Consider the following 13,990-nt stretch of genomic DNA (forward strand, 5'->3'; position numbering starts at 1 on the left):
GATTTATAAAAGATTTCCTTTGAAATCAAATAGTTTCCAGAGGAATAGCTGATTGGTATTCAAAATCAATATTTCACACGTTCTCTGTAAATTCAAACGTTCCTACGGAACGTAATGCGCCGAAAACAAATGAAATTCTACCAATGAGACATTCCTACGGAATGATTCTTTGAAGTGCTTTAAATTATAGGAGCAGATTATAGATAAGAAGATTTCCTTCGATCCCGAAACAAAACAAATTAAATCTATTCATAAGACATTCCTACGGAATGATTCTTTAGATTGTTTTTTATAGCAGCGATCATAAATAAAATTCCAAACTCCAAGCATTTTTGGAATTTGGAATTTTTCTTTAATGTATTTTAAATTTAATTTACTGCATCAACCAATCTTACAAATTCAGATCGATAACCCTCATCGTCGTTTGACAATCCCGATTTTGCCAGTTTTTTAATATCAGAACTTGAACTGTTTGCAATGTATTTTGATTCACGCAATTTTAATCCAAACCAAGAAACAGCAGTTGTAAATTTGAAATCGGGAGAACTGCTTTCAAGATCCTTTTTCTTGTCTGCAATTACATTTACTATTTCAATGCTTTTATTGCCATCAGGTTTTTTATATCTGAATTTCACTGTAGCCAGTTCATCACTGTAATTTGAGTCGTCTTTCTTAGTTTTCGTATATTTTAAATCCGATGGTACATAATCACTTTCAACCCCAGTCGGAACAATCTCATAAAGTGCCGTAACTGAATGACCGCTTCCTAATTCACCCGCATCGATTTTGTCATTTTTAAAATCTTCGGCATTCAACTTACGGTTTTCATATCCAATTAATCGATAAGCCTGAACGTGTTTCGGATTAAATTCGATTTGAATTTTTACATCTTTTGCGATAGCAAACATAGAGCCTTTAAACTCTTTACCAAGAAAACGATTTGCTTCCTGAATGTTATCGATGTAAGCATAATTTCCATTTCCTTTATCCGCTAAGATTTCCATTTTACTGTCTTTGTAATTCCCCATTCCAAAACCTAAAACCGTTAAGAAAACGCCAGATTCTCTTTTCTGTTCAATTAGTTTCAGCATATCATCATCAGTTGAAACACCTACATTAAAATCACCATCGGTAGCTATCACTACTCTATTATTGCCTTCTTTAATAAAATTTTGCTGTGCTAATTTGTATGCTAATTCAATTCCCTCTCCGCCGGCTGTACTTCCGCCCGCGTGCAAATCGTCAAAAGCATCCATAATTTCGTCTTTTTGATCTCCCGAAGTTGGTTCTAAAACCACTCCAGCCGAACCCGCATAAACCACAATCGAAACTTTATCTATTGGACGCAGTTCTTTTACCAAAATTTTCATTGATTCTTTTAATAGCGGCAATTTGTTTTGTTCATCCATCGAACCCGAAACGTCTACCAGAAAAACCAAATTTGATGGCGGTAAATTGGTCATCGGAATATTTTTACCCTGCAGGCCAATTTTCAGCAGTCTGCTGTTTTTATTCCACGGACAATCGCTGTATTCGGTATTGATAGAAAACGGGTGCTGACCGTCTGGCTGTGGATATTGATATTTAAAAAAGTTAATCATCTCTTCTACTCGAACAGCATCTTTAGGAACTTTTTGTCCTTCATTTATAAAACGGCGAATATTGGTATAAGAAGCATTATCAACATCTATAGAAAAAGTAGAGAGCGGTTCTTTGAGCGGTGATTCAAACGCGTTTTCTTCTAACCCAGCATAACTTTCTGTATTAGGTTCGGCAATATATTCTTCTCCTGAAACAGAGTCTGTAGTTGCTACAGCAACATCGGCATTGTCCAGCATTTCGCCAGTAGCATAATCGGCTTTCTTACAGCCGAAAATAGTAAGTACGAGGAATGCCATCATAAAGAAATTAAAATTTCTCATAAAGTAAATTTTTTAAAATTAGTAATAGATTTTTGCTTTCAAATAAGGACTAGCATTCCGGATGCACTAGAAGTAATTATTTGCAATTTTCGAGGATTAAAAATCGTGCCAAAAAATTACAAACGTTTTTCTTACAGGAAACAAAAATTCGTATTTCTATATTTTACAAGGCATTGCGTGAAGAAATATTTTGTAGAAAGTTTTTTTTCAACACGAATTTACGAACTTTTCTTTAGAAATTGTAAAAAATTAATTCGTGCGATTCCGTGTAATTCGTGGCAAAAGAAAAATCCATTCAATCCATTTAATCTGTGGCTGAAAATTGATTTACAATATGGGAAATTTTGTGAGAATTTGTGGAATTTGCGGTAAAAAACAGTTGTAAAACGGTAAAAAAATTCGTGAATTCGTGGCCAAAAAAACTCAACGAAAATCGTAAATCTTCTCTGGCGTTACACAGAAATCCAATTTAATATCCGATTCAAAAACATCATCAATCTGACTTACAGCTTCAAAAAAGGAAAGGCCAATTTTAATTGTTTCAGGTTTACATTTCGCTAGAAATTTATCATAAAAACCTTTTCCGTAGCCAATGCGGTTCCCATTACTATCAAAAGCCAGAAGCGGTACAAAAACTACTTCAATTTTAGAAGCCGGAACTTCGATTCCGTCAACAGGTTCTGGGATATTGTATTCGTTCTTTTTGATTTTAGTATTATCTGTCAAAAGAAAATGTGTCATTTCTCTGGTTTCAAAATCACTTTTTGAGATCAGGATTTCTTTATCTTTTCCAGACAGCAGGTGCAGAATATATTCGGTATTTATTTCTTTTTGTTCTTCGATCGGAAGAAAAACATGATAATATGTTTTATCCCAAATCGGCATTGTAATTAAAGTATTTGCAATCGACAGGCTTTTCTCTTCTACTTCATCAAAAGAAAGTTCTTTACGAAGACTTTTATATTCTATTCTAAGTTCTTTTTTACTCGTCGGCATTTTCGGTATTACTTTTAGATAAATGATAAATGGCATCGCCTTCATAAACAATCGGCGAATGATTGGCATTAATTACGTAACCATCATGAGGGGCTTTTACCTTTTGCTCAAACTTTCCAAACGGATCGGTAATAATCGCTAAGATAGTTCCTTTGGTTACAAATTTCCCAACCAGATTAAAATCGTGAAGCAGTCCAGAACATTTCGCACGAAGCCAAACCGAATTTTTAATATAAATAGAATCCTGAGGCGCCGGTTCTACTATTTGATTAGAATCGAGCATATCTAAATAATGGAGCAAACGTTTTACCCCCAGAACACCTTCATTGGCAATTTCGTTATTGATATCCAGCGATTTTCCGCCTTCAAAAAGCAGCATTTTTACGTTGGCTGTTTCAGAAGTTTTTCTAAAAGAGCCCGATATATTTTTAGAATACAAAGTAAACGGCGCATTAAAAACATCGGCCAAAACTTTCAATTCGGGATTATTTTCTGTGATTCTAATCTGCGGCGCATTAAAACGACTTGCCCCGCCGGCATGAAAATCTACTGCATAATCTAAAATCGGCAGAATTTCTTCGACAATATGATAGGCAAATCTACTGGCAAGCGAACCTTTTTTGCTTCCCGGAAAAACACGATTTAAGTCGCGGCCGTCTGGAAACTCACGCGATTTATTGACAAAACCGTACATATTAATGACCGGAATACAGATAATGGTACCTCGAGAAGGTCTGTTCAATTTTTTACTGATGATCTGACGAACAACTTCGACACCGTTAATTTCGTCTCCGTGAATTCCTGCAGAGAATAAAACAGTCGGACCTTCATTTTTAGACCGGCGTACAATTACAGGAATATTAAGTTTGGTTGTAGTATGCAGCCGAGCAATTTCGACATTTATAGTTCTGTGTTCTCCTGGCAGAATCGATTCGCCAAAAATAACCAATGGGGTATTATTTTTCATCTGGAATTATAAAAGCTAAATATAGAAATTATTCTTTTGATTTCGTAAATTTGAAACTAATTCAATGTTAAGCTTCTTTTAGAAATCGGAATGGTTTTTGAAAAAGCTTTTCGACTATCTCCAGAAATAAAACAGAATGCAAAAGCCGGCCTTAGATCTTCAAATTTTAACCTTGCCAGACAATCCAGGTGTTTATCAATATTATGATAAAGACGGGAAAATCCTGTATGTGGGCAAAGCCAAAAATTTAAAAAAACGGGTTTCATCATACTTTAATAAAATTCACGATACTGCCAAAACGAATGTTCTGGTCAAAAAAATCGTGACGATCAAACACATTGTAGTTCCAACAGAAACCGATGCTCTTTTATTAGAAAATAATTTAATCAAAACGTTGCAGCCGCGTTATAACGTCTTGCTTCGAGATGACAAAACGTATCCGTGGATCTGCATTAAAAAAGAACCATTTTCCAGAATATTTTTAACCCGAAGAATGGTCAAAGACGGATCCGAATATTTTGGTCCGTATACCAATTTCAAGATGGTTTACACAATCTTGGATTTAATTAAAGAACTCTATCCGCTTAGAACCTGTAATTACGATTTAAGCGAATCAAATATCAATTCGGGCAAATTTAAAGTTTGTCTGGAATATCATATTGGCAACTGCAAAGGACCTTGCGAAGGCTTGGAACCTTTGGAAGAATACCAAAGACAAGTCAATGCAATCCGCGAAATCTTGAAAGGAAACTTCAAAGAAAGTTTAAAAGATTTCAAGAAATTGATGACCAATTATGCGCAGAACCTTCAGTTTGAAGAAGCGCAAAAGATCAAAGAAAAAATTGATATTCTCGAGAATTATCAATCCAAATCAACCATCATCAATCCGAAGATTACCAACATTGACGTTTTCTCGATTGTGTCTGACGAAAGTGCGGCGTATGTCAACTTTCTGCAGATTTCCCATGGTTCCATAATTCGATCGCACACTTTAGACATCAAGAAAAAGCTGGACGAAAGCGACGAAGAATTATTAGAGCTGGCAATTGTAGAACTTCGCGAACGGTTTCAATTATTATCTAAAGAAATTATTGTTCCGTTTGAAATGAATTTGGGTGAGAACATTAAAGTCACCGTTCCGCAGCTCGGAGACAAAAAACAGATTTTAGATTTATCCATCAGAAATGCCAAATTCTATCGCATCGAACAATTAAAACAATTGCAGATTGTAGACCCCGATCGTCACGTAAACCGAATCATGGCGCAGATGCAGAAAGATCTACGCCTTCCTGTTGAGCCCCGCCATATAGAATGTTTTGACAACTCGAATATTCAGGGAACCAATCCCGTTGCGGCCTGCGTTGTTTTTAAAGACGGAAAACCAAGTAAAAAAGATTATCGCCATTTTAACGTTAAAACCGTTGAAGGTCCCGACGACTTTGCCTCGATGACCGAGATTGTAGGCCGTCGTTATAAAAGATTGTTAGAAGAAAACGAGCCTTTACCGCAGTTGATTATTATTGATGGAGGAAAAGGACAGCTTTCTGCCGCTTTAAAAAGTATTGACGAATTAGGATTAAGAGGAAAAGTCACTATTATCGGAATTGCAAAACGTCTCGAAGAATTATTTTACCCAGGAGATTCTATTCCTCTCTATTTAGATAAAAGATCAGAAACCTTAAAAGTAATTCAGCAATTACGAAACGAAGCGCACCGATTCGGAATCACCTTTCACCGTGACAAACGAAGCAAAGCCGCGCTCAATTCTTCTGTAGAAAGTATTCCGGGAATCGGCGAAAAAACAATGCTTGCTTTAATCCAGCATTTTAAAAGTGTCAAACGATTAAAATTGGCAACAGAACAAGAAATTACTGCTGTTGTCGGCGTTTCAAGAGCTAAGAAAATTGTAAACTTTTATCACAGCAAACCTAATTAATTGATTTTGAAGAACTATTTTTTATCTATTTTTTTAATGCTTGTTTTTTCTATTTCACATAGTCAAAACACTATTTCCATTATACAAAAAGATAAAAGTAAAATCACCATCAGCTTGAATTCAGACCCGAACGATAGCGAAATACCGGTGCAGACACTAGATATAAAAAACTCCAAAAACAATTACATTCAAGTGGCAAGTCTCGAAGCTTCTGTAACCGGAAAACCATCACATTTAACCGCTGACGATTATAATTTTGACGGTTACACAGATTTTGCATGTTTTTATTCAGACGACGGAATGGGAGTATACAACATTTATCAGCTCTTTATTTTTAATCCCAAGACAAAACAATTTGATTATTTACACTTTCCTGCAGGATCCGATGCCAAATGCGGTATGTTTTGTGATGTAAAAATTGACAAGATCAAAAAGACGTTTTCATCAAGTTGCAGAGGCGGTGCAAGATGGCACACCGATGTATGGAAATTCAACAAAAACAAGAAATTAATCTTAATTAACGATAAAAGAAATTAAAAGAAAATTGACAAAATAAGTTCAATAATATTTCCGACTTTTACAAAATTAACAAACGTATTTATGCGCCTATTCCAGCTGTCCATTACAAATACTCGGTCAAAAGGATTTTTTTCCAAATCCAAAAAAGGAGCTTCTTGGGTCGCTCTTTTTTGTCAGGAAAAAATAACCTTTTGCCACTCGCAGTTTTCCATTTCCATCTGGGGCGTAACACCACTTATTTTAATAATGGCTTTTTTATTTTCTCAGGAAACATTTTCTCAGGAAATAAAAAAAGACAGTGTCAAAAGACCTAAAATCGGATTGGTATTAAGCGGCGGCGGCGCCAAAGGTTTTGCACACATCGGAGTTTTAAAAGTTCTGGAAGAAGCCGGAATCAAAATTGATTACATCGGAGGTACCAGCATGGGTTCTATCATCGGCGGACTTTATGCTTCTGGCTACAATGCTACACAGATCGATTCTATTTTTAAAAAAACCAATTTTGACGAATTAATAAACGATTATATTCCGCGATCTTCTAAGAATTTCTACGGAAAACGCAACGACGAATTGTACGCCATTGTACTTCCGTTCAGCAATTTAAGAGTAGGGATTCCAGAAGCTCTTTCTAAAGGAATGTACAATTACAATCTGCTGAGCAGTCTTACCAGAAATGTTCGCCATGTCCGCGATTTCAATCAGCTGCCGACACCTTTTTTATGTATCGGAACTAATATTGAAACCGGCGAAGAAGTTTTGCTTAATAAAGGAAACCTGGTTCAGGCCATGATGGCAAGTGCTGCTTTTCCGTCCCTGTTTACTCCCGTAGAAATCGACGGCAATTTGTTAGTCGACGGAGGCGTTGTGAATAATTATCCAATCAAAGAGGTTCGAAATCTTGGAGCAGACATCATTATTGGTGTTGATGTTCAGGACGATCTAATGAAAAGGAAAAACCTCAAAAATGCTACCCGTATCTTGGTTCAGATCACCAATCTGCAATCAATTGATAAAATGAAAAATAAGATCAAAAATACCGACGTTTATATCAAACCCGATATTCGTGATTTTGGTGTAATTTCATTTGATAAAGGGGAAGAAATTATCCGAAAAGGTGAAGAAGCTGCTTTTGCGGTTTATGAAAAAATTAAAGCATTGGTTCCGGAAACCGAATTTTACAAAAAACCAAAATTAGAATTGGTCAGCGATACACTGCAGATAAAAAAGATCAATACAGACATGCTGGACAATTACACCAAAGAATATATTCGTGGAAAATTGCGATTTAAACCAGGAAGCACCATTACCTACAAAGATCTGAAAACCGGAATCAACAATCTTGATGCCACTCAGAATTTTAGTGCTATTTCGTATTGTCTCCAGCCAAACGGAAATGCAGACGATTTGGATTTGGTTTTAAAAGAAAATCCAACACAAACCTATTTAAAACTAGGTTTACATTATGACGGACTTTATAAAAGCGGGATTTTACTCAATCTGACGCATAAAAAAACATTCTTAAAAAACGATGTTACTTCGCTGGACATTATTTTAGGGGATAATTTCAGATATGATTTTAACTATTATGTCGAAAACGGATTTAACATCAGTTTTGGTTTCCGCTCGAGATTAAATCAGTTCAATCGAAATGTAACCACCAGTTTGAGTAATCTGATAACTGGAAATCCAGGTGTAAGTTTAATCAATGTTGATTTTATGGACATCAACAATCAGGCTTATTTTCAAACCATCTTTGTACAGAAATTTTTAATGGGAGGCGGATTAGAATATAAGTACTTAAAAATAAATTCGCCAACATTGGCAAACGAAGAAAACATAATTGATAAGAGTAATTATTTTAGCGCATTCGCTTATTTAAAATACGACTCGTTAGATGAGAAATATTATCCAAGTTCTGGGGTTTATTTTTCTACCGATCTGCAAACCTATCTCACATCTTCGGATTACACCAATACGTTTAAACCGTTTTCTATGGTCAAAGCGGAGCTTTCTTTTGTCAACAAACTGTTTACAAAAGCCACTTTTAAAATCGAAGCCGACGCAGGTTTCACATTTGGAAACAACAGTGTACGGTTTTTTGATTATATCTTAGGCGGTTACGGCTACAGCAAAATAAACAACTTCAATTACTTTTACGGTTACGACTTTTTGAGCATTGCAGGAAATAGTTTTATAAAAACGGGAATTACCTTAGATTACGAAATACTGAAAAAAAATCATATTAATCTTTCTGCCAATTTTGCCAACTTAGGAAATGATATTTTCTCGGGTGTAGACTGGATTTCGATGCCAAAATATACAGGTTATGCGGTTGGTTACGGATTAGAAACTATAATTGGCCCTATCGAAATTAAACAATCTTGGTCGCCAGAAATGTCAAGAGGCTTTACTTGGTTCAGCATTGGTTTCTTATTTTAAGAAAGAATTATTTTTCGTATCATTTTAGCGTTAAAACCAAATATTTTAAAATAAATTAATGCTAAAAAAATGTGATTTATAATTTTAATTAATAAAAATTACGATATTTGTTGTGATGAAAACAAAATGGACAGGTTTATTGGAGTATCTTCAATTTCTCATCAAGAGAAATCCGGAGTAATACTATCGAATTGAATAATTAGCTTTTTAGAAAATAAGCTGATTATCTGTTCACAATTTACATTTTCTAATTATCTAATTTATAAATTATCTAATTGAAAAGCCATGCCATTATATCACAAACTCGGAGATTTTCCGCAAAAGAGACACACCCAATTCGAAAAGCCAGAAGGCGGTTTTTACTACGAACAATTATTTGGAACCGAAGGTTTTCACGGACATTCTTCATTGTCCTATCATGTACACAGACCAACACAGGTCAAAGAAATTTTAAATTCGTATTCGGTTGAACCTAAAATTGCAATCGGAAAAAATATAAAATCATTATTATTTAAAGGTTTTGAATTGAAACCTGAAAACGACTTTTTGGACAGCCGTAAAGCCATGCTGGTCAATAAAGACTGTATTATTGGTTTGGCCGCTCCAAAAGAATCGCTTCGAAATTACTTCTACAAAAATGCCGATGCAGACGAAATGCTTTTCATTCATAGAGGAAAAGGAAAACTACGCACCATGCTCGGAAATATTCCTTTTGAATATGGCGATTATTTGATTATTCCGCGAGGCGTCATTTACCAAATTGAATTTGATACAGAAGACAATCGATTATTTTATGTAGAATCGTATTCTCCTTTTTATACTCCAAAACGATATAAAAACCAATCGGGTCAGCATTTAGAACATTCGCCTTTTTGCGAACGTGATTTTATTCTGCCAAACGAATTGGAAACGCATGATGAAAAAGGTGATTTTTTAATTAAAATCAAAAAAGAAGGAATGATTCATGAAGTCGTTTATGCCACACATCCGTTTGACGTTGTGGGCTGGGACGGTTACAATTTCCCATACGGATTCTCGATTCATAATTTTGAACCGATCACAGGACGCGTTCACCAACCGCCTCCTGTACATCAAACTTTTGAAACGGCTGCTTTTGTCGTTTGTTCGTTCTGCCCTAGACTTTACGATTATCATCCAAAAGCCATCCCAGCGCCGTACAATCACAGCAACATAGATTCTGACGAAGTACTTTATTATGTAGACGGAGATTTTATGAGCCGTAACAACATTGAGCAAGGCCACATTACTTTGCACCCAAAGGGAATTCCGCACGGACCGGCACCTGGTGCAATGGAACGCAGTATTGGTCACAAAGAAACTCAGGAATTAGCAGTTATGGTTGATACTTTCAGACCATTAATGGTTACTGAGGAAGCAATGGGACTTGATGATGGACAGTACTATAAATCTTGGTGTGAATAATGAGTCAATGTGTCAATTTGATAATTAGATAATTTATAAGTTAGAAAATATGACAATTTCTAATGAGATTAAAAAGTAGTCTTTGGATTACAAATGTTATATTTGCCAAGCATAATAATTTATCTCATTTACACATTTTCTAATTATCAAATTAAACAAATGACATTCAACGAAAAATACAAGGATAACGCTCTTTTAATTAAAACTTTCAATTTTGCCTTAAACATAATTGACTACACAACAGAACTTCAAGATCAAAAAAAGTTTGTAATCGCAAATCAATTATTAAAAAGCGGAACATCAATTGGAGCAAATTCAAGAGAGTCACAAAACGCAGAAAGCAAAGCAGATTTTATACATAAATTAAAAATAGCTATCAAAGAAGCAGATGAAACCGAATATTGGTTATTTCTGTGCGATGCTCACAAAAGCTATCCAAATTGCAAAGACTTATTAAATGAATTATCAGAAATTTTAAAAATTTTAAATAAAATAATATCAACATCTAAGATGAGGAATTAGAAAATTGATCAAATTAAAACATTTCAAAATTATCTCATTTTCTCATTGTCAAATTATCTAATTATGAAACAAGTAAAATCAGTAGAATACGGATTAGAAAAAATATTTGAAGGAGCACAAGACTTCCTTCCATTATTAGGAACAGATTATGTAGAATTTTATGTAGGTAATGCCAAACAAGCCGCACATTATTACAAATCTGCTTTTGGATATCAGTCTTTGGCTTACGCCGGATTAGAAACTGGAGTTCGTGACAAAGCCTCTTATGTAATTAAACAAGACAAAATCAGAATTGTTTTGACAACGCCATTAAATGCGGATTCTCCAATAAACGATCATCTAAGAAAACATGGTGACGGAGTAAAAGTGGCTGCACTTTGGGTTGAAGATGCGAGAAGCGCTTACGAAGAAACTATTAAACGCGGCGCTCGTTCTTTTATGGAGCCAACTGTTGAAAGCGATGAATTTGGAGAAGTGGTTCGTTCTGGAATCTATACTTACGGAGAAACCGTTCACATTTTTGTAGAAAGAAAAAATTACAACGGCGTTTTCCTGCCAGGATACAAAGAATGGAAATCAGACTTTAACCCAGAACCAACCGGATTAAAATATATTGACCACATGGTTGGAAATGTGGGCTGGAACGAAATGAATACTTGGGTAAAATTCTACGAAGAAGTTATGGGCTTTGTAAACTTTTTATCTTTTGACGACAAACAAATCAATACAGAATATTCGGCTTTGATGAGTAAAGTAATGTCTAACGGAAACGGAAGAATTAAATTTCCAATCAATGAGCCAGCAGAGGGAAAGAAAAAATCTCAGATTGAAGAATATTTAGATTTTTACGGAGGTCCTGGAATCCAGCATATTGCCATTGCAACAGACGATATTATCAAAACCGTTTCGGCTTTAAAAGCACGCGGTGTTGAATTTTTATCAGCTCCTCCACATGCTTATTACGAAGCAATCCCAGAAAGATTGGGCGTTCATATGGATATGATGAAAGAGGATTTGAACGAAATTGAGAAATTGGCCATAATGGTAGATGCTGATGAAGATGGGTATCTTTTACAAATTTTTACGAAGCCGGTTCAGGATCGTCCGACGCTTTTCTTCGAAATTATTCAAAGAATGGGAGCAAAAGGCTTTGGTGCAGGCAACTTTAAAGCCCTTTTTGAATCGATTGAAAGAGAACAAGAATTGCGAGGAACGCTATAAAATGTTAATTTTAATTCACAAAACAGTATAATTCTCTAAAAAACGATGCTTTTTTTGCAAATGTTATGTTAAACTTGACTTTAGCTATTTATTTTTTGAACTTTCTATCTATCTTTGCACTCGCAAAAAGGAAGGGGTGGTTTCCTTCCGAATTGATATAAATTTCATAATTTATAGTTTTTTGGTTAGTTAATAGCATAAAAACTCAGTCATCTTTGACTGAGTTTTTTTGTTTTGGTACATTTGGAATAAAATTTGCATTTATTTATCTTTATAATGATATGTAAAAATTGTACTATGAAAAAACTCATCCTCATCATACTAGTTCTCTCTTCATTTAGTTTTGATTCTTTCAAAGGAGATGCCTTTGACACCGGCGAATTTTTTAAATTTAGGATTCACTACGGAATCGTCAATGCGGGTTACGCAACACTCGAAATAAAAGACGCTACCATCAATAATAAAAAAGTATACCATGCTGTCGGCAAAGGTTACACAACGGGAATGTCTAAATTCTTTTTTAAGGTTGAAGATTTATACGAAAGTTATTTTGACAAAGAAAGCGGCAACCCTTATCGCTATGTGCGAAAAATTGACGAAGGCGGTTATACCAAAAATCAAGAAGGTTTTTTTAATCAAAATGAAAATCGCGTTTTAGTAAAAGATTACAAACGAAAATCAGAAAAAACGATTGTTGTAACAGAAAATGTACAAGATATTGTCTCGTCTTTTTATTACTTGAGAAATCATCCAAACATAGACAAATTAAAGTCTGGGGAATCTATAATAATTGATATGTTTTTTGATGATGAAATCACAAAATTTAAGTTAAAATATATAGGTCGTCAAGATATTACGACTAAATTTGGAACGATAAATACAATGGTCTTTAAACCCTCTGTACAAAAAGGAAGAGTCTTTAAAGAAGACGAAAGTTTAACACTCTGGATTACAGACGATGTAAACAAAGTTCCCATTAGAATCAAAGCAGATTTAGCAGTTGGATCTTTAAAGGCAGATCTCGACGAATATAAAGGATTACAAAGTCCACTTAAAGTAAAAAAATAATGAATACCACAGATCATTCTGAAGCAATTTTAAAAGAAATTGAACAAAAATTTCAAGCTATAAATCAAAAAACTGATGTGCAGCTTGAAGGATTGCTTTGGTCGAAACTTATTACCTATTGGGATTATATTCAAACGGATGCACTTTTAAATTTACAAATACAGCGCACTACACTTCCTGACGAAATGGTTTTTATCATGTACCATCAGGTTAACGAATTAATCTTCAAAATGATTTTGTGGGAAATTGATCAGATTGCGGATACCGAAAACATTCAAGTCGATTTTTTCAGCGAAAGATTATCCAGAATTACAAGATATTTTGACATGCTTACCAATTCGTTCAGCATTATGGAGAACGGAATGGAAGTAGATCAATATATGAAGTTTAGAAATACATTGACCCCGGCGAGTGGTTTTCAGAGTGCTCAATACAGAATGATCGAATTTGCATCTACAGACGTTATCAACTTAACAGACAGAAGATATAAAGATGGTTTTGATGAAAATACAGACTTAGAAACTTCATTTGAACATTTGTATTGGCAGGCAGCAGGAAAAGATTATCACACCGGACAAAAATCTTATTTGCTAAATGAATTTGAAAAAAAATACAAAGAGTCTTTTTTAAGACAAATGTCATCATTTAAAACGAAAAACATTTGGCAGAAATTCACACAATTACCAATTGAAGACCAACAAAATACAGCACTTATTGATGCCATGCGTCATTACGACAAAACGGTAAATATTACTTGGGTGATGCAGCATTTAAACACTGCGAGAAAATACATTTTAGAAAGCGGAAAAGGCAACGGTGAAGCGACTGGTGGCAGCGACTGGCAAAAATATATGCATCCAAAATACCAAAGACGCATCTTTTTTCCTAAATTGTGGACCGAAGAAGAATTGTCCAATTGGGGAAATGAAACTATCGCGTAATTCTCCACAAAAAAAT

At 34.8% G+C, this 13,990-nt stretch carries 11 protein-coding genes; 8 read left to right on the forward strand and 3 right to left on the reverse strand.

The window, feature by feature from the left end; all coding sequences use genetic code 11:
* Positions 1–368: 368 nt before the first annotated feature.
* From C4F50_RS20515 to C4F50_RS20525, 3 genes are all read right to left on the reverse strand, one after another.
* Positions 369–1,922 (reverse strand): YfbK domain-containing protein, encoded by a 1,554-nt coding sequence (locus C4F50_RS20515; protein ID WP_194140515.1) that lies wholly within the window; start codon positions 1,920–1,922, stop codon positions 369–371.
* A 423-nt stretch (positions 1,923–2,345) separates the two neighbouring features.
* Entirely contained in the window at positions 2,346–2,918 is a 573-nt protein-coding gene (locus C4F50_RS20520) for a 5-formyltetrahydrofolate cyclo-ligase (RefSeq protein ID WP_194140516.1), read from the reverse strand.
* On the reverse strand, positions 2,905–3,885 hold the full coding sequence (locus C4F50_RS20525; protein ID WP_194140517.1) for a succinylglutamate desuccinylase/aspartoacylase family protein: 981 nt from the start codon (positions 3,883–3,885) through the stop codon (positions 2,905–2,907). Before C4F50_RS20525 ends, C4F50_RS20520 begins: the two co-directional genes overlap by 14 nt.
* A 136-nt stretch (positions 3,886–4,021) precedes the next feature.
* Here C4F50_RS20525 and uvrC point away from each other — a divergent pair, with 136 nt between their 5' ends.
* The 8 genes from uvrC to C4F50_RS20565 all read left to right on the forward strand — a co-directional run bounded on the left by uvrC (position 4,022) and on the right by C4F50_RS20565 (position 13,974).
* The gene (gene uvrC / locus C4F50_RS20530; protein WP_194140518.1) at positions 4,022–5,821 is read left to right on the forward strand and encodes an excinuclease ABC subunit UvrC; all 1,800 of its coding nucleotides are present in this window, start codon (positions 4,022–4,024) and stop codon (positions 5,819–5,821) included.
* 6 nt (positions 5,822–5,827) lie between these two features.
* Positions 5,828–6,358 (forward strand): XAC2610-related protein, encoded by a 531-nt coding sequence (locus C4F50_RS20535; protein ID WP_194140519.1) that lies wholly within the window; start codon positions 5,828–5,830, stop codon positions 6,356–6,358.
* 228 nt (positions 6,359–6,586) lie between these two features.
* Positions 6,587–8,779: a patatin-like phospholipase family protein gene (locus C4F50_RS20540; protein ID WP_228012097.1), complete on the forward strand. Its 2,193-nt coding sequence runs from the start codon at positions 6,587–6,589 to the stop codon at positions 8,777–8,779.
* Between the two features lie 285 nt (positions 8,780–9,064).
* A complete protein-coding gene (locus C4F50_RS20545) occupies positions 9,065–10,222 on the forward strand; it encodes a homogentisate 1,2-dioxygenase (RefSeq protein WP_194140521.1) in 1,158 nt (385 codons plus the stop codon).
* Positions 10,223–10,381: 159 nt separating this feature from the next.
* Positions 10,382–10,744: a four helix bundle protein gene (locus C4F50_RS20550; protein WP_194140522.1), complete on the forward strand. Its 363-nt coding sequence runs from the start codon at positions 10,382–10,384 to the stop codon at positions 10,742–10,744.
* 60 nt (positions 10,745–10,804) lie between these two features.
* Positions 10,805–11,965, forward strand: coding sequence for a 4-hydroxyphenylpyruvate dioxygenase (gene hppD / locus C4F50_RS20555; protein WP_194140775.1), 1,161 nt, complete (start codon positions 10,805–10,807; stop codon positions 11,963–11,965).
* Positions 11,966–12,262: 297 nt separating this feature from the next.
* Entirely contained in the window at positions 12,263–13,033 is a 771-nt protein-coding gene (locus C4F50_RS20560) for a DUF3108 domain-containing protein (protein WP_194140523.1), read from the forward strand.
* The gene (locus C4F50_RS20565; RefSeq protein WP_194140524.1) at positions 13,033–13,974 is read left to right on the forward strand and encodes a tryptophan 2,3-dioxygenase family protein; all 942 of its coding nucleotides are present in this window, start codon (positions 13,033–13,035) and stop codon (positions 13,972–13,974) included. Before C4F50_RS20560 ends, C4F50_RS20565 begins: the two co-directional genes overlap by 1 nt.
* Positions 13,975–13,990 lie beyond the last annotated feature (16 nt).

This window comes from Flavobacterium hungaricum (genome assembly GCF_015182285.1).
In the GTDB taxonomy this organism is placed as follows: domain Bacteria; phylum Bacteroidota; class Bacteroidia; order Flavobacteriales; family Flavobacteriaceae; genus Flavobacterium; species Flavobacterium hungaricum.